Raw genomic sequence first — 25868 nt, forward strand, 5'->3', positions numbered from 1 at the left:
TCCCTATAAATTCTTGTAGAAAGAGGGGGTGAAATTTAACGGAAATTTAGTTTACAATATACTTACTATCAAAAATATTAATTTATAATACATAAAAAATAAGCCTTTGGTTATATTACTTTCACCAAAGGCTCATTATTTTCTAATTTCTATTTTAATAGATTCATTGCTTACTATTGCACATGTACAAATGCAGCCCAATAATAAGGGTGCTCGTACTCTTGCTGTAGTTCTTCTTTTGCTTTTACAACAGCTAAATCTATATCAGAAAGTTCTACATAATACTTATAGAAAAGTGTCATAAATTTTTGTGTGGCGGCATCATCTACTGTCCATAAACTGATGATTTGATGCTCAATTCCAGCTAATTTAAAAGCCCTTTGGAAACCATAAACACCCTCAGACCTTGTACTTTGACCAATACCTGACTGACACGCTGAAACAATGGCCAAGTTTGTTTTTCTTAAATCATAGTTGGATAGTTCACTTGCCATCAAAATACCGTCACTTTTGTCTTCAAAATTCTGTCCTGTTTCCCAGAAGTAATTGGCTCCTGAAAATACAATTCCAGCTCTGTTCATTGGATCGGGATCAGAATATATTTTTTTAGCTCCTTTAAATGAGCCTTCTGCTATTTTTTCTTTTTTGATATAAGGAGAGAAATAAGCGTGAGAGGCGATATGAAGAATATCAGTGGGTGCCTTACAATATTCAATAAATTGATCTTCCGTTGCAGAATTTCCTGTATATAAATCTACTTCCACCGAAGAAGAAGTAAGTTCTTCATTAATCAAGTCAACCTCTTTCAGCGTTCCTCTCAAATAATTAAAAGTACCTCCTACCATTTGTATTTGATTCTCTTGTGGAGCAGAAGGGGCAGAACTTTTCTTCTTCTTGTTTTTGACTTTCAAACCTCTTTCTCCTCCCGACTCCGATTGCTCCTGCAATGCCTGATCATCATAATTCATACCTCCAAAAATGGTAGCTTTGCGAGGAGAAAGCTTTGTTTGTTGTGCCAAAAGAGAAGTTTTACTTACTCGCTTCAGTCTGAATTCCTTTCCTAGTCGCTTTGCAGTTTCGTCAGAGGATAGTTTCAAAGCCTCCAATGAAATACCATGTAAAATACCAGATGGTGCATAGAAAATGGTCTTTACATCTGATAAATATGGTCGTAATGGGTCAACAATAAGTGATAAAATTTGCTTGCCATTTTGATTATAAACATAGTCAATACCATTGATTTCACTCATACGTTGCTCCGGTTCCAACCACTTTTTGAGCTCTTTTTCTTTACATAATGGAATGATCACTGGAGAATCCATGTCCTTTTTCAATACCAATGCCGCATAACTATCAGGAGCATAAAAAACATATTCAACAGCAATTTGATTATCCTTCAAAGCTGCTTGCACCTGTTTCCATTCCACAGTATTTTTTTCCATTTCAGAAAATACTTGTTCCTTCGTTTTGATCGCTAACTCTTTATGTAAACCGAAGCTGATATCTTTCAAACTATCAATGTCCAAACCTTCTTCATGAAATAAGATTTCTTTTCTGACTTTCATCCATTCTTCAAAGAGACCTTTGTAATCTTTATTTTTACTATCTGCGGCATACTTTCTGATGGCAATTACGGACGACAAATCAATTTCTTTCGACAGAAGAGTATAATTATAAGCCAACTGTTTTGCTTCTTTTCGATCTACATTTGCAGCCAATTGATACATAATATCTCCGCACTGTTCCGATATATTGATGATCTCTTTTTTGCCTAGTTTTGATGGGTTCAGCAAGATATTTCTGATTATGTAATCAAAGCTATCATACTCCTCAAAAATCTTATTTAAATCAATTTTATCCGCTTTTCCTTCAGTCATCAACTCACCTACATACATCATATAGTAATAGAAATTGTAGAGCTTCATTGTCAGCATGGCAGTGTTGTCCATATCTCCCATGTCCGGTAATCTTCCAATTTCTACTTTTGACTTTTCAAAAGCGTCAAAGAAATAATCTTCTGCTTGCTCAGGATCCTCCTTACGTTTACAAATCTCTCCTAACGTAAAGTAAGAACCGGAATTAACATCCTTTCCTTGTTCCTCAGATGCAGTCATCATTTCCATACTTGCATCATAAGCCTCATCATATCGTTCTAATCCAAAAAGACATGAAATTTTACAGTTGATGATACCAAAATAAAATGGATTGGTAGGATCAATTTTACTCAAATAAGCCTCAGCAAGTTCTAATGACTTCTCGTAATCCTTGAGTTGTAAATAAGAATAGATCAGAGTCGTTTCATGACTCAATAGCCCTAGTTTTTCTTGCTTTAATTGCACTTCAAGCATCTTCTCATAGTTTTCCTGAAGAGAATAGAAATTCCCTAAACTCATCAAAAAACTTTGATAGAAATAATGACTTGTATTGTTCGTTGCCTCCAATTGCTCCACCGCTTTTTGAGTGAGCTTAGCACCTAGATAATATTGATTGGAGCTATACATTTTATTGACCAAACCAAATATAGCTTGATAATCCATTGTCTTTTTAGAAAGCTCTTCTCTTATGATTCTAGAGAAGTTTAAAGATTGCGCTTTTGCATTTTTCCAGAAACGCTGCACGTCATTATAAAAATCCTCATACTCTTCTTTTTCTTCTGCACTCGCATTTTTATAAAGTACATCCAATCGAGCTAAATAAGGTTTGACATAGAAAAACTTATCGGCTAGTTTCTGAAGCGGCATTAACATTGGGTTCGCTTGGGTCTGAATGACAAGGTAGGTGTCTATAATTTCAAAGAGCTCTTCCATCTCTTCAAAACTTTCTTTTTCATCCATCTCAAAACCAAAAATAAAGCCTTTCACTTCTTCCAAATATTCCTTTCGTAATTGGTCTATTGCTTGATTTTCTTGGGGTTTGAAATAAGAATAAACAGTTACAGTGGCTGCACTTCTTACAAAGAAGTCTTTGCCTTTCATGTTTTCAATTACCTTTTCAGCCCATTTCGCCTTCCACTCATCACCATATTGTTTTCTATAGGCTGAATTCAGTGCGTCTACCTCTTTCTTCTCCTTTTTCATGGCTGGCAAGGCCGCTCTTAATGCTTTAGAATTGTTGATCTCTTGAGACCAAGCAGGAAAGTGATGACACAAAAACAAGAGTAATGTACACAGCAATAGTTTTGAAAAATTCCTCATCGATTTAATTCGTAATATTAAATAGTTTGTTTGACTTTAACACCATTATTGGCTTTTATCTCTACCTAAGCATTGGCATAATCAGCCCTAATTTACTTTAGTTTTGGTATTGAGGAGGCTAAAATAGAAAAAAGAGAAGGATATAAAAAGTACTGCGATTTTAAAAAAGCAACCTCGATACAAATGATTGAGGTTGCCTTAGTCTATATTGGTGGGTAAAAATCGATGATTATTTCTTTTGTAGTTTCTTTACAATGATTCCTTTGTGGGTTTCTAAAGAAAGAAAATACAATCCAGAAGGTAAGTATTGAAGATCTATTGCTGATGAATTTTCTAAGACTCCGCTTTGGATTTTTTGCATTTTGGTATTGAAGATTTTATAGTTCAAAATTTCCAATTCACTATCAATCAATACATATTGATTTGCAGGGTTAGGATAAATAGTCAGCTGCGGAGTTGGAGATGTTTCCAATGCTAATACTTCATCCGTTTTATCTCCTAGAATATAAAATTCAGCGGCAGCTGTAAATGGTATTTCTGCATTATTTTGTGCTTCAGACAATGCTACAATTCTTAAATACCTTCCTGCATGTGGTTGGTCAAACACTATTTTCTGAAGCATCTTATAATTTTCTACTAAAGAATTACCCCAATTTAATGTTCCTTTTGCCACGGCATCACCCCAATCTGATGATGAATTACTTAAATAAATTTCATACTCACCGATAGCTCCATTAGGTCCAAACTCATCTTGACGATTGTAATAATGCAACTCTTCAATGGCATATACGGATTTCATATCAATCTGAATTTCATGTGGAATGTCTGCTTTTTGGTCTCTCCATTCCGTATGCCAGAACGTTTCCATATCGTCATCAATCGCATTTTCGGCTACGCCTTTGGTATCTTCACTGTCTACATAAATAATTTCCCAATCCGTTTTAAAAGGATAGTTGTAAGTCCATTCTTCTAAAAATATAGAACCGAACTTTCGGGTATCATTTTTCGCTGAATTAATACCTGTATTGTTGGCCCAATTCAATTCATTCTCTACTACTAAATTTACATCTCGGTCTAGTGCGGATAATTCAAAACCAATCTTCGAATTTTCTAAGTTGGAAGCATCGTCTAAAATGATCCTCCATGGAATTTTTGCTTCTAGTACATAGCCGTTTGCTGTTTTTACGGTAGCATATTCAAATCCATCAAAATTGATGTCTTGTTTCCCGCCTTCATATTCCTTGTAGCTATTGTCTCCATAAAATAATCGCAAGCGTAAATCTCCTTCATCATAAGTGCCATTTTCTAAATGCTCATCATCTCGATTAAAATATAATTCAATTGCATCTCCATTTTCTTTTGAAGAGGAGGCGTCTACTGCTTGAACATTATCATCCGTGACATGAGCCAGTAAGTAGAGGTTGTCCATGTCGTATGCCATTTTGAAAGTATACGAAAGGTCAGAAGCTATGATCGCTTGCTCATTGACTTCATAATTACCCTTCTCTTGAGCCACATAATCCCAAAGCGTTTCGACTTCCCCGTCTACAGTAATACTTTCATCCAATTGTTTGATGTTGTATTGACGAGAGGAAGCAAATTCTCGGAAGGAAGCATCTTCACATTCCAGTTCCATAGCAGGCGTACCGTTAGCCATAGCCACACTCCCTTTACCTTCTTGGAAAAGAGTTATTCGATCAATTGGATGAAATTTTGATCTACCTGAAACTTTGATTTCATAGACTCCCGGAACATCAAAACGGGCGTAAACATTCATTCCATTTACGCCGGCATGCTCTCCAAAGCAATTCCATGACCATTTATTTAGGTCCTGAATCCACATTTTCATAAAGTGATCCGTACTTGGCACCTTCTTATTGGTACTTGCTTTGATACCATAAAATTCTGCCGCTTCGACCATCAACCAACTATCGTTTTCCTCATCAAACTTAGCGGCATTTTTGCCATTTCTTGATCTCCATTTCACACGGTAAGTCCCTGGATTAGTGATTTGAATTTTGTAAGTAATAATACTTTCCTGTACTACGGAACCATAGCTATTTTTCCCCTGATACTCAATATGCCCTTCTCCAAGTGCATCTTCATCAAAAGAATTTGTGACTATCCAATAGTCATTGAGAGTAGTGTTTTCTGCTTCAAAAACCACATAACCATCACGCTCTACAAATACTTCCTTTGTACAGTTTTCTTGAGCAGTAGCAATAGTGTTTGATAGAAAAAATAGACAAATAATTAAAAAGAGATTAGTGTTGTGTAAGTATTTCATCATACGTTTTTTGTTTTTTTGCACAGACATGTGCAACAAAGCGGATGACGGTTCAAACTGCCTTCTTGAGTGTTGTAACGGTAAATGCACTACCAAACGAATTAGGTAGAAAGTCCAATGGCACGAATATTAAGCGTGAGCATCATTCGTGTCCTACAGATCATCAGAAATCTCTTGATTTCTAAAAATCAAGAATATCCGAAAACTTAGTTTACAAAATGGTAAATTCTGTTTCAATAAAATTAATGCAATACGGTATTTTATTGTTGTTTAATTATGCTTCATTTCATTCCTTTTAAGTACAAAACAATAAATAGAATTTTGTTTCGGTACATATAATAATTCACTTCAAGTCAAACAGTTGAAATCATAGTCATTCGCTCAATGAATAATAGTTATTAAAAAGATACTTGATCAATCAAAACTACTATTTTAAACTATGGCGTTAGGCTAATAATTTGACATAAAAAAAGGGGGGAATAATTTTAATTTTTCCAATTCAATTGTAGTGTTGAAAAAGATTAAAATTACTCCCCCATTAAATGATATTTCAAATGTGCAGCTGCTTAATTCAGCTCTAGTTCCTTTTCCTTTTTAACGGATTGTTTATAAAGTTGAAGTAAAAACAGACAAACGACAAGTCCAATAGACATTGCTACCCAAGTAAGATTAAAGCCCATAAAATCAACAGACTGCATCCCTAAATTATGCCCAATCAGGTGAGCAATTGAGAAGGAAATGGCATATAATGCCATGTAATCTCCTTGATTTTTGCCCAGTGACCTTTGCATTGCTTCGGTGTTTGATAATGGAAACATCAACATTTCCCCAATCGTCAAAAAGATCATTCCAACGACCAATAAAGTCACATCAAAGCTTAGCATCAACAGCATATAACTGATGATAACACAACCTACAGCAATCATCATTACATTCATTTTGGAAGCTTTCTTCTGTTTCTCAATCCAATGCATCAATGGCATTTCTAAGAGAAAAATGATAAATCCATTACTGGAAATAATCAAACCAATCGTCGCCTCACTGAGGTCATGAACATCTTTATAGAAAAGTGGTACAGTACTGAAATATTGAATAAAAACAAGACCAAATAATGTCAACGAAAGTACAAACAAAAGGTACGATTTATCTTTGTAGGGCGATTTTAACACTGACGAGTCCTCTTCTTTTTTTTCTTCTTTTGACAATGCATTTATTGGCTTTTTCAATGTCAAAATAAAAAAGAGCATGGCCAAAATACAGCTCAAACCATCTACCCAAAAAAGAGAAGCATACCCAAATGAGGCAATCAGCATCCCTCCTGTTGCAGGACCAAATGCAAAACCCAAGTTGATTGCCAATCGTACTAATGTGATCGATCTCGTTCTGTTTTCTTCATTACAATAGTTATTGACAGCCACAAAAACAGGCGGTCTTAAAATATCGGATAGCAAAATCACTAAAAAGAAACCCAAAGCGATCTGCATAAATGAGTCTAAATCCTTTAAAATAATTAAGCCAATGCCTGATGTCAATAAGCTAAATACAATAACAGGATAAAAACCAATGCGGTCTGTTAGCTTTCCTCCTAACCAAGATCCGACGACTGAACCTACCCCAAAAGCAGTCATAATCCACCCGATCTCATGTAAGGTAAAACCTTTGCTGTCGGACAAATAAATAGACAAAAAAGGAATTACCATCGCTCCAATTCTATTGATCAGCGATACAATGGAGAGTATCCATATTTCCTTGGGTATACCTCTATAGATATCCCAAAAGGAACCTTTTGGTTGAGTCATTTTTTTGAGCATCTATTTAATTTCGATGGTTGGTTAGTACATTATAAACTAAAAAGGGAGAAAGTCCTCTAACGTAGGTGTTAAACGATAGCGACATTCTTTCTTTAAAAATTAATAGAAATCTACTGATTTCTAATGGCTATAAATATTTGAAGATTTAGAGTTTACAATGTAGTTAGTTCTACTATTTTCACACAAAAGTATCTGATTCAAAAGGATTTTGGAAAGTATGGGTAAAGTATTTTAATGCAATGCTCAACAAAATTGTCAATATATAATTAATCTAAAATGGGTACTTCTAGTGTGATATGTGTTCCTTTTCCAACTTGGCTTTCCAAATACCATTTTGCTCCTAATAATTCCGCTCTTTCTTTCATATTGGCTAAGCCATAAGAATTAGCATCATAATCAGAAGTCAATAGAGACGCGGTGGAATAATTAAAACCTACTCCATCATCTACTATTTCCATAGTAATAAACTCAGCATCCGATTCTAAAATAACCGATACATTTTCAGCATGAGCGTGTTTCATCACATTATTAAGGCTTTCTTGAAGTATACGAAACATGCCCATCTCAATATCAATGGATGTTTTTTCCAGTTCGAAATTGTCAATAAACTGTATATTCAGGTTGGTACTCTGCTGAATGGAAAGCACTAAATCTTCAATAGCTGACTTCAATCCAAAGTCCTCTAAAACACTTGGTAATAATTCTCCGCAAATACGGCGTGACTCCCCGATAATATTTCTAATCATGCTGTCCACATCACTGTTTTCTTCAAAGATTTTGGGGTGTTCTTCTTCCAGCATTTCTATTTTCATTCTCAAAGAAGTCAACATCTGACCAATACCATCATGGATTTCTACCGCTACTCTTTTCCTTTCTTTTTCCTGACCAGCTACCATAGATTGCAGTTTCACTTTTTTCAACTCCTTCTGATTTTCCAGTTTTTCTTTCATCAAAAGGTGCAATTCCTGCTCTGTCTTTTTACGCTTTGTAATGTCAATACCAATCACCAAAAATTGATACAACTGTCCTTTGCTATCGATCATTGGCATCAAGGTCACTTCCAACCAAAAGTCCGTACCGTCAGATGCTTGATCGAAAATCTCGCCTTGCCACACTTCATTCCTTCTTATGGGGTCTTTGATATGATCATAAATGATATTTTCATTATGGGTTTTCTCATTGAAAAATAAAGGTCTTCCCAACAGTCCACTCATTTCATATTTTGTGACATTACAGTATTTATCATTGGCATAAATAATGTTCCCGTCCGTATCTATTTTCACAAAATACGTAGCTTTTTCTAGGGTAAAATTAATATCTCTAAGGTTCTGATGTGACTTCTCCAATACATTATTAGCTACTTTAATCTCTCTTGCTAAAGCTCTAGCATTTTTCTCAGAATCAGTCAGTTCCTCAAACGATAAACGTATTCTTTTTGCTAAAGGTCGGAAGATAAAATAGGCTTCTAATAGTAATAATATAATGACTGATGCGAGAAGATACAATTCGATTTTTTTGAGGAAAATAACGTTCTTACGAGAGATTCTATCATAATCAAAAACGATCATTTCCATTCCTAAAAAATACGCTTTTTCACTAATCAAAAGTTGATCGATTTGCTCTTCTAAGGCTTTCCGGTCTAAAGGTTTACGGTTGACAGGTGCCGTAATATTGACAATTTCCCAAGCGGCGTCAATCATTTCTTTATAGGGGTTTTCTATAATATTGAAGAGCTCAATCATGTCTACATTATGATTTTCGGGAATATTTAAAAACTCATTGCCATGCTGTAAACTCTCATGGGTTTTCTGCAATTGCATCAAAATATTCTGAAAATCCTTGCGGTGGGTTTTGTTGCTTCTCTCACTTTCTAACAGCAATGCTAGCCGGGTTAAGGATTGAGAGTTGGAACGTAATCTCGTGGCAAAATTGATCAGATGTGTATCATGCAATTGATTACCTAAATAGCTTTGAATCAAGAGTTGACTAACGATAGAAATAATGGCTATGACCGATAATGCAATCGCATACATCAGGTTGTAATAGCGGATAGTTTGCTTGGTTTGAGTATCATTATTTCTATGCATAATTAATCCTTATTTTTTCAAAATTTACAAGTGCTATTTACAAAAAAAATTACTATTTTGTAGTGTAATTCAATCATTAAATTTGAATATAAATCTCAATTCTTTTCAAATACTACAAACAATGACAACAAACTTAAAACTAGGCTCTTATATAGAAATAAAAAATATACAAAACACCTCTAAAGTAACGAGCCACTTCAACCAAAATCCTTTAAAAATACTATTACCTAAAACACATAATAAAGCGGTACATCTGGTGACTACCAACTATGGAGGCGGAATGGTGCAAGGAGATAATATTCAATTTACAATCAATGCCAACAAAGACACTAAAGCACTGCTTACTTCTCAGGCCAATGCCAGAGTTTACAAATCAGAAGACGGGCGTTTTTGTAAAATGATTCAGAAAACCAATGTGCATGAAAATGCGGAGTTTTATCAATTAAATGATCCGTTGGTATTGCATTCTAATGGAAAATTAAAGCAATTTACTGAATTTGAATTAGGTAAAAATAGTGTTTTGTTCTTTATGGATTGGGTACAGGCTGGAAGAGTGAGTACGGGCGAGGTTTTCCAATTCCATCATTTTTATTCTGAAATCAACATTAAAAAAGAAGGTAAAAGAGTGGTTGCGGATAAGTTTATGATTTCTCCTGACACACAAAAATGTACTTCTCCAGCTGTCTTCTTTAAGCACACTAATTTTATTAATATCTTCTTAGTGGGTGATGAGAAAAATGAGAAAGTGCAATTGATGGAAGAAAAATTAAGTACGGTCACGCATCAAACTGTTCAAGCTAATATCACTCAAGAACCTGAAGTGTTGGTTTCTTTTGACCGTATTAATAGTGAAGTAGTTTTAGTTCGATTATCAAGTATAAATCATGACAAATTATATGATTTTATACATGAATTCTCCAAAATATTTAAAAATAATTCTCTATTGAATTTTAATCCTTATGATCGAAAATTATAATTCAATTTAAGAGTAAATTCAACACATCATAATACTGGTTCAAGTCTTAAGCCACGGGTGTGACTTGGACCTACATTTGTAAAAAGTCTGAAGACTTTTTCGTAATACCAGCACAAGTCACACCTACGGCTTAAGACTTGCGCTAGTTTAGTATTTAGTGCGTATGTGCTTCTTCCAAAGCATGTGCTTTTGCATGGAAAATATGGTCAATTACTTTATCCACATTATAACCATGGTAGGCTTTTGCGAAAATAAACGGTCCGTTTTGACGCATTTTCGTTGCATCTCTTTCCATTACTTTCAAATCAGCGTTTACTAACTCAGCAATATCAATTTTGTTGATGACTAACAAATCCGCTTGCGTGATACCCGGACCACCTTTTCTAGGAATTTTATCACCACCCGATACATCAATCACATAAATCGAGAAGTCTACTAATTCTTTACTGAAGTGTGCCGCTAAGTTGTCCCCTCCACTTTCTACAAAAAGGATTTCTGTATCTGGAAATTTCTCCATCAAATCCTCCAATGCATTCATATTAATCGAAATATCTTCACGGATCGCCGCATGAGGGCAACCGCCTGTTTCCACACCTACAATTTTATCAGCCGGCAATGCTTCATTCCTTGTTAGGAACTCTGCATCCTCTTTGGTGAAAATATCATTGGTTACTACCGCAATGTTCGTTTTCTCTTTTAATCTACGGCACAACTGTAATAAAAGGGCTGTTTTACCCGTACCTACAGGTCCTCCAATACCAACTGTAAATGCTCTTTTTTTATAGTTACGGTCTTCTTTACTTAACTCTCTGTTGGAGAAAAAACCAGGACCGTCGTAATGTTCTTGATGGAATAAGTGAGGTAATGAACAACCAGGAGTGAATGAAATCATAATCTTAATTTTGAAAAAGTTTTGTGTATAAATATTTGTGTGAGAGCTGTGCCATTTCTACAATGTAAGTGCATTTATAGGCTTGTTCTACTGAAGGTATTTGATCAATAGTAAACGATTCTTCGAGTTCCTTCAATAGATCGCTCTGCATTTTGTGTCCTTGTGATGGACCGAGTGTCCCCAAACGAATGATGGCACTCAATTGATCCCTGACAATCATAAACAAGTAGAGGATACATACATTTTCCAATGAGTATCCCAACAGCTTACAAGTGTAGCCGAAGATGATCAAAAAGTCAGGTTCGGTGTTTTCTACTGGCCAAAGGGCTACATCTTCACCATGCAATTGTTTGATGGCTCTTTTCCAGTTTTTACCCAATACAACCCCTGCCTTTTTAATCGCCGGATTCAACAGCATCACATCATAACTTTCGCATAAATGCGGTAACTCTTCTGCTTCTGCCTCATACGCTTCCTTTACAAAAGCCATATCAAACTTGATGATTTGATGAAGGTAATCTTTCAGGTATTGGTTCAACCCTTTTACATCTGAAATAATCCCCGACTTTACGGCGTATTCTAATCCATTGGAATAGGCATAACCGCCAATTGGGAAAGCAGAATCGGCTATATGTAATATTTGATATAATTCGGTATTCATACCATTTTAAAAGTGTGATGTCGCATTGAAAGCTACTCCTATTTTCTTCCTTCTTCTTCATTTTTTCCATTGATGAAAAAACGAAGCAAAAAAATCTAGGCTGTGAAGTCAAAAGCTAAATTTTATTCCATAAACCTAAAATCTTCAAAACTCGCTGCGCTCAAACAGGCGAAGATTTTTTAACGGCTTATTACACAAAATTCTTAACGCTTTTCCCTTCAATGCCACTAGCTCGTACTTCAATTGAAAACCATTTTTTACTAATCGATCTTCAATTAGACTAGTAGTAGTGCTTTCTTAGAATAGGTTGTACAGTTGTGCCAAAGGAACTTTTGCTACTGGTTCACATGATAAATGCACTCCGTCGGCAGTTACTTTATAACTTTCTGGATCTACTGTGATTTCCGGAAGTGTGCTATTCAGTTTCATGTCCTTTTTACCAATATTTCTACAATTTTTAATACCTACGATCTCTTTTGAAATGCCGTATTCTTTTACGTTTTCAATAGAACTTTGAGAAACAAAAACAGCCGAAGTATGTGGTGCAGCTTTTCCTTTAAAACCAAACATCGGTCTTGAATAAGATGGACCTGGTGTTGGGATAGAGGCATTTGGATCTCCCATTTGAGCTTGTGCCACTACACCACCTTTAATGATGATCTCTGGTTTTGCACCAAAGAATTGTGGTTTCCATAATACGATGTCCGCCATTTTCCCAACTTCAATCGAACCAGTCACATGTGAAAAACCGTGAGCGATGGCGGGATTGATGGTATATTTTGCCACATAGCGCTTTACTCTGTGATTATCATTTCCTGATTGATCTTCTTCCAAGAAGCCTCTTTGCTCCTTCATCTTCGCCGCCGTTTGCCACGTTCTTGTGATCACTTCTCCCACACGTCCCATAGCTTGAGAATCGGAAGCGATGATGGATAATGCCCCCATATCATGCAAAATATCTTCTGCTGCAATCGTTTCCTGACGGATTCTTGATTCTGCAAAAGCAACGTCTTCAGGAATGTTTTTATCTAAATGATGACACACCATCAACATGTCTAAGTGCTCATCAATCGTATTGACTGTAAATGGTCTTGTTGGATTGGTTGACGATGGAATTACATTCGGATCACCACATAACATGATGATATCTGGTGCGTGACCACCACCTGCACCTTCGGTGTGATAGGTATGAATAGTTCTATTTTTTAAAGCGGCTTTTGAAGCTTCCACAAAACCACTTTCATTCAATGTGTCAGTATGAATACAGATTTGAACGTCCATTTTATCAGCTACACTCAGACAGTTATCAATTGCCGCTGGAGTGGAACCCCAGTCTTCATGCAATTTCAAACCGCAAGCACCTGCTTCTATTTGTTCTTCTAATGCTTCGGGGTGAGAGGTATTTCCTTTTCCTAAGAAACCAAAGTTCATCGGGTAATCATCCGTGGCTTGCAACATCATGCGAATGGCAAATTTACCTGGTGTACAAGTGGTCGCATTGGAGTTGGTCGTTGGGCCTGTTCCTCCACCTAAAAAAGTGGTAACGCCCGAAGCTAATGCTTCATCAATTTGCTGCGGACAGATATAATGAATATGTGAGTCAATTCCTCCTGCCGTGATAATTGCCCCTTCTCCTGCGACTACATCGGTGCTCGCTCCTACAATCATATCTGGATGAACACCGGGCATAATATGTGGATTTCCTGCTTTACCAATGGCATGAATTTTACCATCTTTTATACCAATATCCGCTTTGATGATACCTGTGTAATCTACAATCAGTGCATTGGTAATCACCATATCCAATACATCTTCTCGGCGTAAGCCTGAAGCTTGCCCCATGCCGTCTCTTAATACTTTCCCCCCTCCAAACTTGCATTCTTCACCATAAACGGTGTAATCTTTTTCTACTTCAATACAAAGGTTTGTATCGCCTAAATATAATTTATCGCCAGTGGTAATGCCGTACATATCGGCATAGGCCTGTCTGCTAATTTCTTTTGCCATAATCGTTTTTGTTAATTGATCGAATTGAAAGGTGTGTTTGAGTTATATCATTTAATACTCCATCTTCTGACTATATTCCGGTTTTATAGGCGCTACTTTCAAGCTACTTTCTTCTTCATTTTGTCTTGAAACAAAACGAAGCAAAAATTCAAGGCTTAGAAGTCAAAAGCTAAATTTTATTCCATTCGCCTAAATGATTTTAAACTCGCTGCGCTCAAACAAGAAAATCATTTTTAACGGCTCATTGCATAAAATTCTTAACGCTTTTCCCTTCAAGGCCACTTAAAAAACTACCTAACCCAAAGGGTAATCACCTAAAAAGTTAGAGCATTAAAAATCAATTGAATACTTAAACTGTATTCGCTAGCCTTTCTTTTATTTCCTCTTCCGTTACCTGATCTACAGGACCGTTTACGATGTTGTTTCCTCCGTAAATGATCTTTTGACCGGCAATCTCTACCAACTCCACTTTTTTATTTTCTCCTGGTTCAAAACGGATTGCGGTTCCTGCAGGAATATTGAGTCGGTAACCTAGTGAGGCCATTCGATCAAAGGACAATTGAATATTAGCATCAATAAAGTTATAATGAGAGCCTACCTGTACGGGGCGATCCCCCATATTAGTTACGTCTAGCGTGATGGTTTTTCTGTTCTCATTAAGAATAATGACTCCTTCTCCTAATTCCTTTTTACCCGGTAAAGGATTGGATACATTATCCATCTCAATTTTTGTTTTCGATTTTGTCAGACCAGAACCGTATAAAGCCCAGTCGTTGTCAAGGTTTTCGTCACAAATAGGTGAATGCACTGTAACGAGCTTGGTGCCGTCCATAAAAGTACCTTCAATTTGTACTTCATGGAGCATTTTTTCCACACCGGGCATTACATCATCAATGCCTAGTATTTTCTTTCCTCTATCCATTAATTCTGCCACGGAAGCACCTTCACGGATAAACTCCAATAGTTGAGTGGAGATGAGAGCGACTGATTCAGGGTAGTTGAGTAATACACCTCTTGCATAGCGTTTTTGTGCCACCACACCAGCATTGTGTAACATCAATTTGTCTATTTCTTTCGGACTTAGATGCATGTTAGTTGTTTTAGCTTTTTTAAATATCTAAACTGATAAGTGCTTACGAATTCTATCGGCGTCAATAGTACTTGCTTCCATTTGTTCAATGACCTTACCTCTATCCATAATATAGAAGTAGTCAGAAATTCGTAATGCGAAATCTAGTTTTTGCTCTACTAAAACTACAGAAATTCCTTTTTCCAATGCAAGTTTTTTCAGAATATCTCCTATATCTTGGGTGATTGAAGGCTGAATTCCTTCTGTGGGTTCATCCAAAAGCAACATACTTGGTCTTCCGCATAATGCTCTCGCAATAGCTAACTGCTGTTGTTGCCCACCACTTAAGTTTCCTCCCGGGCGGTTTCTAAAGTCTTTTAAAATGGGAAATAACTCATAGATTTCATCCTCTGGAATTTTCGCTTTTCTATCTGTACACGCATCCAAACCAATCAAGAGGTTTTCATAAACAGTTAATTTCGGAATGATTTCTCTTCCTTGAGGCACATAGCCAATTCCTGCCTTTGCTCTTTTGTGTGAAGGTAGTTTTGAAATGTCTTTCCCTTCAAATTCTATGGCTCCACTTTGAACATTAAGCAATCCCATAATGGTTTTTAGAGTCGTGGTTTTTCCTACTCCATTTCTCCCCATGATGGTGGTTACTTTTCCTTTTTTGGCTTCTAATTCTGTTCCCCAAAGCACTTGGCTTTCTCCATAAGAGGTTTCCAAGGCACTTACTTTTAAATGTGTTTCAAGTTCATTCCAAGAGGAAGTGATTTTATTTTCTGTGGCTACGAGTTCCATTTTATTTCGAGATTAAGTGAGTATTTTATTAGAAAGATAGTGGTCAATACTTTCAATTGTGAGGCACCTAAATTTTTGACATTCTACTTCCAAACTTCTTTCTTCTTCATTTTGTCTTGAAACAAAACGAAGCAAAAATTCAAGGCTTTGAAGTCAAAAGCTAAATTCCATTCCTTTCGCCTAAATGATTTTAAACTCGCTGCGCTCAAACAGCAAAATCATTTTTAACGGCTCATTTCATGAAATTCTTAACGCTTTTCCCTTCAAGGCCAATGAAAGTACTACCAAACTAAAAGGGTAGAAAATTCACTGGCGCGAATGTTAAGCGTTAGCGTCATTCGTGTCCTATTGATCAAAAGAAATCTCCTGATTTCTAGGCACCATTATTAAGTTTAAGCAGAACGTTGAGCCTGCGCCGAATCAGGTGCTCCCAAATAGCAATCAATAACCTGTTGATCATTTTTGACTTCTTGAAAAGTCCCTTGTGTCAGAATCGAACCTCTTACCAAAACACTTACTTGATCAATGGCGATTTGCTCTACAAATTTCATATCATGCTCAATGACAATGACACTATGGGAGTTGCTCAATTCACACAACAGGTTACCTGTTTTTTCAGCTTCGGAATCTGACATTCCAGCGGCAGGTTCATCGATCAACATCAATTCTGGATCTTGTAATAAGACAATCGCTATTTCCAGCCACTGCTTTTTACCATGCGATAAAGAACCTGCTATTTTATCTAAGTCATCCTGCAAACCTACCTTTAAGGCAATTTCATGGATTTTGTCTAAGTGTTCTTTTTTTGTTTTGTAAAAGAAAGTGGAGATGATATCCTTTTTGACTTTCAACCCTAAAAGCATATTATCAAAAACTGACAAGCCTGTAAAGACTGTTGGTTTCTGAAACTTTCTCCCCACTCCCATTTCAGTAATTTTCACTTCGCTCCTACCAATCAATTCCTCTCCTTTGAATAGGATTGACCCTTCATCCGGTTTTGTCTTTCCACAAATTATATCCATAAAAGTAGATTTTCCTGCTCCATTAGGACCGATCACTACTCTCAATTCGTTTTCTTTTAAATCAAACTGATCCAATTTCAAAGCCTGTACTCCTCCAAAAGCCACGCTTAAGTTTTTTACTGATAACATCGTTTTTTATTTAGTTAAGTACTTGATAAAAATACCGCACACCATGACTGAAGTCATGGGCAAGGAATACTGACTCCAACAACACTAAAGTGATGTTTCCGTTTTGAACCTTCAAGACTTCAGTCTTGATTAGGTTGGGGTATCACCTGCCCATAGTTTTAACTATGGTGCACGCAACACATTTCCTTCAAGGGCTTAGGCTGAAACATTTATTACTTCATTCTCCATTTCTTCTTCATTTTTGTTTTTATTAGAAGCAAAAAACGTCTTTATATAATCTTGAATTTGCTGGAATAAGCCAATCATTCCTTTGTCCAAATACAGTACGGTGATCACGAACAAGCCTCCTAAAACATACAACCATCCTCCTGGTAAAATGGAGGTAAAAATACTGTACAATAAATTGACAACGATGGCTCCTAACACGGCTCCTTTCAAGTTACTTCGTCCACCCAAGGCTACCCATACGATCATTTCGATGGAAGCCTGCACATCCATTCTTCCCGGTGTGATGATTCCTGTTTGAGGTAAATAAAGCATACCGCCAATAGCAGCGATCACTGACCCGATCATAAAAATGGTAATCTTATAGGCTGATACGCCATAACCAGTAAAACGCATTCTTGATTCGCTGTCTCTGATGGCGACTAAACCTTTTCCGAATTTAGACTTTGTAAGGAAAGAAGAGTAGATATAAATCAAACATAATACGATAAAGCTGAGGAAGTATAAACCTAGTTTTGTGGATGTTTCTCTAAGGTCAAATCCTAATAAATATTTGAAGTCTGTCAAGCCGTTGGTTCCCCCAAGCATGGTTTCATTTCTTGAGAATAAAAGGAACATTGCTAAGGCTAATGCTTGAGTAATGATAGCAAAATATACCCCTTGAATACGGCTTCTGAAGACAAAGAATCCAAAGATTAAGGAAAACAATGCCGGCACTAATAATGAAAGTATAAAGGCTAATGGAAAAGAAGAGAATGGAGCCCAGAAGGCGGGCAGTTCAGTGACCTGATTCCATTCCATAAATGCCGGCAATTGATGTCCATCGGGTAAATTGGAAAGGGTCATGTACATACCGATTCCGTAAGCACCCAAGCAAAAAAAGAAGGCTTGCGTCATACTTAGCACCCCCGTATATCCCCAGATCAAGTCGATTCCAATGGCGGCTATGGCAAAACAAAAATAGCGACCCCACAAGGTCATGGTATTCGTTTCAACAAATCCTAAGAGATTGCCCAAGGGCATAAGTATTAGAAACAAGCCTATGAAGACTAAATGATATTTTTTCTGAATTAATGTTTTCATGATTTCAATTTCTTTATGTAGTTGTTCGTCAGTTAATCTTCAGACAATCTTCCTTTATCAGGAAAGAGTCCTTTAGGTTTGAACTGTAAGAAGAAGATGATGATGGCAAGCATTATTACTTTGCCGTACACTGCTTCGTAGAAGGATTCAAAGATTTTGGACAATACGCCTACACCCATTGCTGAAGCAATAATTCCTACCAGTTTTCCTACTCCACCTACTACCACAATCAAGAAAGAATCTACGATATAAGTCTTTCCCATATTTGGCACTACGTTACCGATCAATGTCATGGCACAACCCGCAATTCCTGCTAATCCTGAACCTAAGAAAAAGGTCATAGCATCAATTCTTTTCGTGGAAATTCCTAGACATGCACTCATGTTTCTGTTTTGAGTTACGGCTCTGATCTTCACCCCTAATCTTGACTTAAAGAAAACGATATAGGTCAGCACCCCCATAAATACAGTCAAACCGATGATGAATAATCTATTGAAAGGCAAAATCAAACCGTCCATCACTTCTATACCTCCTGATAGTAATTCTGGTGATTTTACAGCGGTGATATCACCGAAAATACTTCTACAAATCTGGATCATGATCAAACTCAATCCCCACGTTCCCAAAAGGCTTTCCAATGGTTTGTTATAAAGGTGACGGATAATTAATCTTTCTATTAAAAGTCCAATCAAACCTGCCGTGATAAATGATAATGGCAATGAAACCCAGAAATAACCTTCAAACCATGAAGCGGGCAAATAGGAAATAAAACACTGCTGAATAACGTATGTTGTATATGCGCCAATCATTAAGAACTCACCGTGACTCATATTGATCACTCCTGCCAATCCATAAATGATTCCTAGCCCTAAGGCCACCAACAATAAAATACTTCCTAAAGAAATACCGCTGAAAAGGTTTTGGGCTGTATTGATAAATCTTTCGTGGGCTTGAATAGTACTGATCAGTTCACTTGCTAAAATGTACGACTGATCTTGTGGTGCATTTTCTTTTTTCTTTAAATATTGTTCCAAAGGATCTAACATTTGATCTGATGCTCCTTCACCCAATTGGGCCAAAGCATTCATCTCCAACTGCTCATTTCCACTTAAAAGCCAAATGGTATAAATGGCTTCATTTCCTGCTGTTTTTACTTTTTCATCACTTTCTGTTTTCAACTGTTCTGTCAGAAAGGCCACATCCTCTAAAGTACCTGACTGCTTAAAGCGTTGGTAAGCATTGAGCTTGCTTTGAGCAATAGGAGTGTACAATTGTGTATATTTTGCGAGTGAACGAAAAGCCAACGTATATTTTCTTGCATATTTCATTGGCTTTAAACCTACCACTGTACTTCCTGCTTCCTTAAATTCAGGATACACCTCATAGTAGGATTTTACACCGGGAAACAGCGTGTAGGCTTTCGTTTTACTTACATAAAGTCTTTTTTCAAGTATAGCACCAATGAGTGCATACGTATTAGGGTTTTTAGTTTCTACTAAGTACTTAACAGCACTATCTAATTGTGTCTTATTATTGGATAATAGGGTTTGTACACTATTTTCTACTGTTTCCTCAAAAGAAAAGGCAGTAAAGGAGAGGGTTCCTAAAATCAACGTTAGGAATAGGAGTTTTGATTTTAACATCAGAAAAATATTAAGTGATAGAAATGCGGGATGTGAGTTTGAATACATAATTGAAGTGAGAGCGGTCATAGGCTTTACGATCACCTATGACCCAGAACTATTGACCACAGTTCTACTCACTTAAACACTTCAATTTTAAATACAATAAAGAAGTAATGAGAATTTGGGAGTGGAATGTTAGACATTGTAATACGATCTCCACATCTTCCACTATAAGAACTATTTAAAATATCGAATACTTACTTCTTTGAGGGTTGTTAGTCATTACATCGCAAACTTGCTAAATGGTTCTGGTACAACGAGGTCATCTGTTCTTGAAATAATATCGAACTGACCATCTGCACGGATTTCACCAATTAGTACTGGTTTCGACAAGTGATGGTTATCAGGATGCATTTCTACATATCCGCCTGGAGCTTCAATAGAAAGACCTGACAAAGCCTTGATCACTTGATTCACATCTGTTGTTCCTGCTTTTTCAACTGCTTTCTTCCATAAGTATATACCTGCATACGACCAGTGAATCGGATCGTCAGTTACACGAGATTCACCGCCATGCAATCCATTTTCTTTACAATATTTTTTGAAGCTTTCTACAAACTTAAAGTTCTCCGGAGTCTTTACCGATTGGTAGTAATTCCATGCTGCCAAGTGACCTACCAAGAACTCTGTATCCATTGCTCTCAACTCATCTTCTGCAACTGACATGGCCATGATCGGGCAAGTAGATGCTGATAAACCTTGGTTGGCAAATTCTTTATAGAAAGGTACATTACTGTCACCATTGATGGTACTCAATACGCAAGCATCACCGGATGAAGCAAAACGCTTGATTTTTGAAACAATAGTTTGGTAATCTTGGTGGTGGAAAGGTGTGTATTCTTCAATGATATTTTCTTCAGGTACACCTGAGTCCAATAAGAAGTTTTTTAAGATTTTGTTAGCTGTTCTTGGGAATACATAGTCTGTTCCTAATAAATAGAACTTTTTGTAGCTACCACCCTCTTCACTCATCAAATATTCCGCCGCTGGAATCAACTGTTGGTTTGGTGTTGCACCAGTATAAATGATGTTTGGTGATTGCTCTTGCCCTTCGTATTGTACAGGGTAGAAAAGTAGTCCTTTGTACTCTTCGTAGACAGGCAATACTGATTTTCTAGAAACCGAAGTCCAGCAACCAAACGTTACATCCACTTTATCTTTTACTAAAAGTTCTTTTGCCTTTTCGGCGAATAAATCCCAATCTGATGCCGGGTCTACAATTACAGGCTCTAATTGTTTTCCTAACACACCTCCTGAGGAATTAATTTCATCTATTGCCATCATTAATACATCTTTCAATGATACTTCAGAAATGGCCATGGTTCCACTCAAAGAGTGTAATACGCCTACTTTAATGGTTTCTTGTTTTTCTGCAACAGTTTCTGAGCTAGAAGAGGCTTTTTTGTTGGCGCTACAGCTAAGAAGTAGGCCTAAAAGAAAGATTAAAATACAATGCTTGTTGATGATACGTTTCATAGTTAAATTATTGTTTGTTCAAAAGATATATATGAGATGTTTTCCGATAAATGCAATGCATTAGAATACAAAGATTTGAGCTTGAAGCCATACTTGGCCATAGGTCTTTGATTCGTCTGTTGCTGCTACTGTTTTTGTAGTTGTAGTATATGATAATCTAAGGTTGGTATTATAACCGTTAAACCAATAGTTTACTCCCCCACCAAATACGGTAGTTGAATTGTACTTATTGAAGTCTGAAATACTCTCAGCATCTCCAATTTGATTACTTTCAGCATTCATGCCCTGACGCTCATAACGTAACCAAGGTTGTAATTTAAGATCCTTAAAGTAATATCCCAACTCCATGAATTGAGTATTTTGTGTTGGGATCATTGTCGCAAACGAATATTCATTTTCTGGGCTGTTTCCTCCTGAAATATAAGAGTACGCTCCGTTCAATGTCATCGAACCTAAATCACCTACAGGCATATCTAAGAATACATCAACACCTGCTGCTAAGTAATCGCCTTGAGCGTCAACACCACCACCAATAGAAAGTGTTTTTCCCTTGCCTAAGTTTGTTCCTGAGTAATAGAAGTTTTTGTCTTCATCAAAAACATTGTACACCAAACGACCTACGGTACGGATCGGTGATGAGTTTGTACCATCAAAGCTTGTTCGGCCAGAGAAAAATCCTAAACGATATTCTAGCTTATTATTCGCGAAGAAACCTCTAAAATTCACCCCCAAGTCTCTACCAAAGTTACCTTGTAAAGGACTATCAGGAAACAAGTTATAAGGATATTGGTAATAAGTAAAATCATTGGCCATTAAACCGGCAGCACCCTGAAGGCCATTTCTGTTGTGTGATACCAATTGTAGACCACCAATCACTGAAAAGTAATCATTGAAGACATGCTCATATTGGCAATCCAAGATAATTGGTGTAACAGCGGCTTGTTTCCCTCCGCCAGCTGTCGTTGCACCATTAATTGGTGAAGGAATTTCAGTTTCCATAAAGAAGTTTCCTTTTTTGGTCAACTGAGCACCTACCATAATTCTTGCTCTGTAGACCGTAAAGTCAGTGGACCAATTACTTGGATCTGGGCCTGCTGGATCACCTCCAAAAGCATATCCATCTTGTTGGCTTCCTGCAAACATATGGATGATAGCACCGACTGAAAAAGAAGGTTTAAACTCCTCTTCTTTTTCTTTTGCAATCTTGTCTTCTGCATTACCAGCAAAGATGCTTTTGGTCTCATTTTTCTCTGCATTGATTTCTTTCAGCAATGATATATCATCATTGATACGTAAGCTTGAGGATTGTTTTGATTGTGCACTTGCACTGTAGTTTACGAAAAAGAAAGTTAAGAGAGTTACAGTAAAAGTTAAGTAGTTGGTTTGTTTCATAATAATTTGTTGCTTTTAAATTACTTACGTAACAAACGTACGTATCAATATCACTTTATCCAATATTAATAGCAAAAATTACGTAATAGTAACTTAAAAACATTTCAAAACCTGTCATATGGCAGTTTACATCTAAATCAATTAATAATTTCAATTAAAACCATATTTCAGTATATAATTACGTAAATTACGATATAAATAATAAATTAATTTATATTAGCATTCAAATAAAAAGATCTAACAAAAATAAAATTACGTAAGTAATTGATGAATTAAACTTAAGTATGCTAACAGAAAGCCTCCCTCTATTATTTTCCGCTTTGAGTATAGGAATCATTCACACTCTTTCAGGGCCAGACCACTATATGCCATTTGTTGCACTTGCCAAAGCAAAAAATTGGAGTACAACTAAAACATTAAATGTAGTGGCAATATGTGGAATAGGTCATGTTGTGGGATCAATTGTTTTAGGACTCTTAGGCGTTGCATTAGGATGGAGTGTTTCAAACCTTGAAATCATTGAAGGGCAAAGGGGTTCCATTGCATCTTGGTTTCTATTGATCGCAGGAGCTTTTTATGCTCTCTATGGAATTTATTCAGCGATCCAAAATAAACCTCATTCTCATGTTAACACAAAAAAGTCTCTCTCCTTTTGGGTTATCTTCATCATATTTGCCTTTGGTCCTTGTGAACCTTTAATACCTTTATTAATGTACCCTGCTGCTCAACTCAACCTTTATTTATTAATCGCCGTCACCTTAGTTTTTGCTACAGCAACTATAGGCACAATGCTTACAAGCGTTTACACATTATCGAAGGGGATTTCACTAGTACATTGGCATAAATTGGAAAGGTATAGTCATTTCATTGGAGGATTTACCATTATGATGTGTGGTGCTGGAATGGTATTTTTAGGATTATAAGTCATGTAGTTTTTATGGCATACTTCATTTTTTTACCTTTGAAGAATATTTTTTGTGTTACCTTTCATACAAAACTGATCAAAACCGACTCATGTTAAAGCATAGAATATTATTAGTGGATGACCATGAAATTTTTAGAAATGGTGTAAAACAACTCGTCAACAAAGAAGAAGACTTAGAAGTTGTAGCTGAAGCTAGTAACGGGGAGGAAGCTATTCCTTTGGTAGCAAGTCACCATATTGATGTTGTGATTATGGATATTTCTATGCCTAAAAAATCAGGATTAGAAGCGGCAGAGTTGTTATTAGCAGAATCCAAAGAGACACGAATTCTATTCCTCTCTTTGTATGACAGGGAAGATTATATTGTGAAAGCCGTGAAAGTTGGTGCTTGTGGATATATCCTTAAGGATGAATCCAATAAGACGTTTTTAAAAGCAATTAGAAAAGTAGCCGCCGGAAAGTTTTATTTCTCTGGCGACACCAGTGATATTATTGTAAAAAGTATCCGAGAAGATAAATTCAGTAGTTTTTCCAGCTCCATTAAAACTCAAAATACAATCAGTCTTTCCAAAAGAGAATCTCAAATTCTAAATCACTTAATGGAAGGCCTAGACAATAAGGAAATCTCAGAAATGCACTCCGTCAGTATTCGTACGATCGAAACACATCGATTGAATATTTTGAGAAAGTTAAGTGTTAAGACTATTGAGCAAGCGATAGAAAAAGCAAAGAAGTTGGGGATTGTTTAAGACAATCTTTCAGCTTCTTATTCTGTTCAAAATACACTGTAAAATAGATGGAATAGATCAATACCAGTATATTTGATGGGTACTCTTACCAATGGTAAAAATCCTTTCAAATTTATCAGGCTGTATTGGTTGTACTTTATACAGAGCTCCCATTGGCACATTATCAATAAATAAATTACCATTAATCACTATATTCTCTCCTATCAAAATCCACCTTCTATCCCAATAATACATTCTATATAGCTTACCTTCCTCTAAATCAAGTGAATTAGTCTCTTCATACAGGCGATCTTGATTAACCATATTATGAGTCATTTTAAAACTAATTTTATGAGATTGATTTGCTCTTAACACTACTTTTTTCCCTTCTTCATTAATAAGTATAGGGAACCTTTCATAAACACATCTCTTATTTATATACCTAAAAGGAAGGTATACTAAATCTACACCTAAATCAGTAAATATTGCTTCTGTATTATTAACTTCTGCCCAATCAATTGGACGCCACCTTGCCAAATTATAAACAGACAAGTACCCAATCCCATTCTTGACTGGTTGTTTAAATTTATAACTCAAGTTGGCCACCTCTACATATTCTGAAGTTACATCTTTATAATGTATGGTCTGCATATAACCACGAGGTATTTGTGCCTTAGGTAGTTTGAAAACTAAGCTAGATCGATTAGCACTGTAGGTTTTTCGAATAACTTTACCCAACCGTTTATTATTGGGGTCATAAATACCAGGTTTATCTTCTATACCATTAAAAGGAATTGTCTCTCCACTATTCGTAATTACGGCATTCCAAAAGTGTCTGTTTGAAGATGCTGCATAGTGAGGTGTAAAATCATATGCAATTGCAAGCCCAATTGATCTTCCTGCAAACACCATCAAATTAGCTAAGTCAGGGCAATTTCCTTGACGTCTTAATTGTAATGACATCGGGCCTAAAAGTGGAATAATACTTTTTTTTTGATTACCTATAAAAGTAAAATCTTGTAACAAATCTTGTAATATTCCACATACATATACTGGATCTTCAGTTTCATGCTTTGATAACTGCGAACCGACTGTTTCATAGAGTAGTAAATACTCTCTTCTCCAATTCTGTATTGGTTCAACAGCACTTCTATAAGGAAGAATATATTCACAAAAAGTCTCAAAATTATAGCTTTTTGACCAAGGAAAGCGTTCCCAAGATTTAAAAGCTAAATCGATATTTTCTCTCAAATAATCAACACTTACCTCTCCAAGATCTTGAACATTGATTTTTTGGGGATACAATTCAATACTATCTGTAATATGCCGAAAAGCGGTAAGTGCTTGATCAAAATCTTCATAAGAGAGCTCATCAAAAAACACCTTTTATAGTTACCCCATCAAAACGGACTGCA

The 25868-nt window shown here is 36.3% G+C and carries 19 protein-coding genes; 4 read left to right on the forward strand and 15 right to left on the reverse strand.

The window, feature by feature from the left end; translation table 11 throughout:
- Positions 1-173: 173 nt before the first annotated feature.
- The gene (locus PL77_RS27545) at positions 174-3194 is read right to left on the reverse strand and encodes a CHAT domain-containing protein (RefSeq protein ID WP_082026764.1); all 3021 of its coding nucleotides are present in this window, start codon (positions 3192-3194) and stop codon (positions 174-176) included.
- A gap of 229 nt (positions 3195-3423) precedes the next feature.
- Positions 3424-5484, reverse strand: coding sequence for a sugar-binding protein (locus PL77_RS27550; protein WP_172665961.1), 2061 nt, complete (start codon positions 5482-5484; stop codon positions 3424-3426).
- A 41-nt stretch (positions 5485-5525) separates the two neighbouring features.
- Here PL77_RS27550 and PL77_RS31940 point away from each other — a divergent pair, with 41 nt between their 5' ends.
- Positions 5526-5666: a hypothetical protein gene (locus PL77_RS31940; protein ID WP_156152576.1), complete on the forward strand. Its 141-nt coding sequence runs from the start codon at positions 5526-5528 to the stop codon at positions 5664-5666.
- 381 nt (positions 5667-6047) lie between these two features.
- On the opposite strand, the gene PL77_RS27555 is transcribed toward PL77_RS31940, so the two are convergent.
- Positions 6048-7280, reverse strand: a complete 1233-nt coding sequence (locus tag PL77_RS27555; RefSeq protein ID WP_044212678.1) for an MFS transporter — start codon at positions 7278-7280, stop codon at positions 6048-6050.
- A 278-nt stretch (positions 7281-7558) separates the two neighbouring features.
- A complete protein-coding gene (locus tag PL77_RS27560; RefSeq protein ID WP_044212647.1) occupies positions 7559-9379 on the reverse strand; it encodes a PAS domain-containing sensor histidine kinase in 1821 nt (606 codons plus the stop codon).
- A gap of 121 nt (positions 9380-9500) precedes the next feature.
- On the opposite strand from PL77_RS27560, the gene PL77_RS27565 reads away from it, so the two are divergent.
- A complete protein-coding gene (locus PL77_RS27565) occupies positions 9501-10355 on the forward strand; it encodes an urease accessory protein UreD (protein ID WP_044212650.1) in 855 nt (284 codons plus the stop codon).
- A 154-nt stretch (positions 10356-10509) separates the two neighbouring features.
- Here PL77_RS27565 and ureG read toward each other — a convergent pair whose 3' ends face one another.
- The 10 genes from ureG to PL77_RS27615 all read right to left on the reverse strand — a co-directional run bounded on the left by ureG (position 10510) and on the right by PL77_RS27615 (position 22800).
- Positions 10510-11247 (reverse strand): urease accessory protein UreG, encoded by a 738-nt coding sequence (gene ureG, locus PL77_RS27570; protein ID WP_044212651.1) that lies wholly within the window; start codon positions 11245-11247, stop codon positions 10510-10512.
- 4 nt (positions 11248-11251) lie between these two features.
- Positions 11252-11908 carry an urease accessory protein UreF gene (locus PL77_RS27575; RefSeq protein ID WP_044212652.1) on the reverse strand — a complete coding sequence of 219 codons (657 nt, stop codon included), beginning with the start codon at positions 11906-11908 and terminating at the stop codon, positions 11252-11254.
- A 297-nt stretch (positions 11909-12205) separates the two neighbouring features.
- Complete coding sequence (ureC, locus tag PL77_RS27580; RefSeq protein WP_044212654.1) at positions 12206-13915, reverse strand: urease subunit alpha; 1710 nt, start codon at positions 13913-13915, stop codon at positions 12206-12208.
- A gap of 349 nt (positions 13916-14264) precedes the next feature.
- Entirely contained in the window at positions 14265-15005 is a 741-nt protein-coding gene (gene ureA, locus PL77_RS27585) for an urease subunit gamma (protein WP_044212656.1), read from the reverse strand.
- A gap of 27 nt (positions 15006-15032) precedes the next feature.
- The gene (gene urtE, locus PL77_RS27590; RefSeq protein ID WP_044212659.1) at positions 15033-15788 is read right to left on the reverse strand and encodes an urea ABC transporter ATP-binding subunit UrtE; all 756 of its coding nucleotides are present in this window, start codon (positions 15786-15788) and stop codon (positions 15033-15035) included.
- 392 nt (positions 15789-16180) lie between these two features.
- The gene (gene urtD, locus PL77_RS27595; protein ID WP_044212661.1) at positions 16181-16939 is read right to left on the reverse strand and encodes an urea ABC transporter ATP-binding protein UrtD; all 759 of its coding nucleotides are present in this window, start codon (positions 16937-16939) and stop codon (positions 16181-16183) included.
- Positions 16940-17134: 195 nt separating this feature from the next.
- Positions 17135-18247 (reverse strand): urea ABC transporter permease subunit UrtC, encoded by a 1113-nt coding sequence (urtC, locus tag PL77_RS27600; RefSeq protein ID WP_044212664.1) that lies wholly within the window; start codon positions 18245-18247, stop codon positions 17135-17137.
- Positions 18248-18279: 32 nt separating this feature from the next.
- Positions 18280-19890, reverse strand: coding sequence for an urea ABC transporter permease subunit UrtB (gene urtB, locus PL77_RS32335; protein ID WP_216595948.1), 1611 nt, complete (start codon positions 19888-19890; stop codon positions 18280-18282).
- 264 nt (positions 19891-20154) lie between these two features.
- Positions 20155-21408: an urea ABC transporter substrate-binding protein gene (gene urtA, locus PL77_RS27610; RefSeq protein ID WP_044212667.1), complete on the reverse strand. Its 1254-nt coding sequence runs from the start codon at positions 21406-21408 to the stop codon at positions 20155-20157.
- A gap of 60 nt (positions 21409-21468) precedes the next feature.
- Positions 21469-22800, reverse strand: coding sequence for a hypothetical protein (locus PL77_RS27615; protein WP_044212669.1), 1332 nt, complete (start codon positions 22798-22800; stop codon positions 21469-21471).
- Positions 22801-23084: 284 nt separating this feature from the next.
- Between PL77_RS27615 and PL77_RS27620 the strand changes: the two genes are divergently transcribed.
- Positions 23085-23723, forward strand: coding sequence for a hypothetical protein (locus tag PL77_RS27620; protein ID WP_044212671.1), 639 nt, complete (start codon positions 23085-23087; stop codon positions 23721-23723).
- Between the two features lie 91 nt (positions 23724-23814).
- Complete coding sequence (locus tag PL77_RS27625) at positions 23815-24474, forward strand: response regulator transcription factor (RefSeq protein ID WP_044212674.1); 660 nt, start codon at positions 23815-23817, stop codon at positions 24472-24474.
- A gap of 57 nt (positions 24475-24531) precedes the next feature.
- On the opposite strand, the gene PL77_RS27630 is transcribed toward PL77_RS27625, so the two are convergent.
- Positions 24532-25836, reverse strand: coding sequence for a transglutaminase domain-containing protein (locus tag PL77_RS27630; RefSeq protein WP_044212676.1), 1305 nt, complete (start codon positions 25834-25836; stop codon positions 24532-24534).
- Positions 25837-25868: the final 32 nt, after the last annotated feature.

Source organism: Flammeovirga sp. OC4, from assembly GCF_000812565.1.
Taxonomy (GTDB): Bacteria; Bacteroidota; Bacteroidia; order Cytophagales; family Flammeovirgaceae; genus Flammeovirga.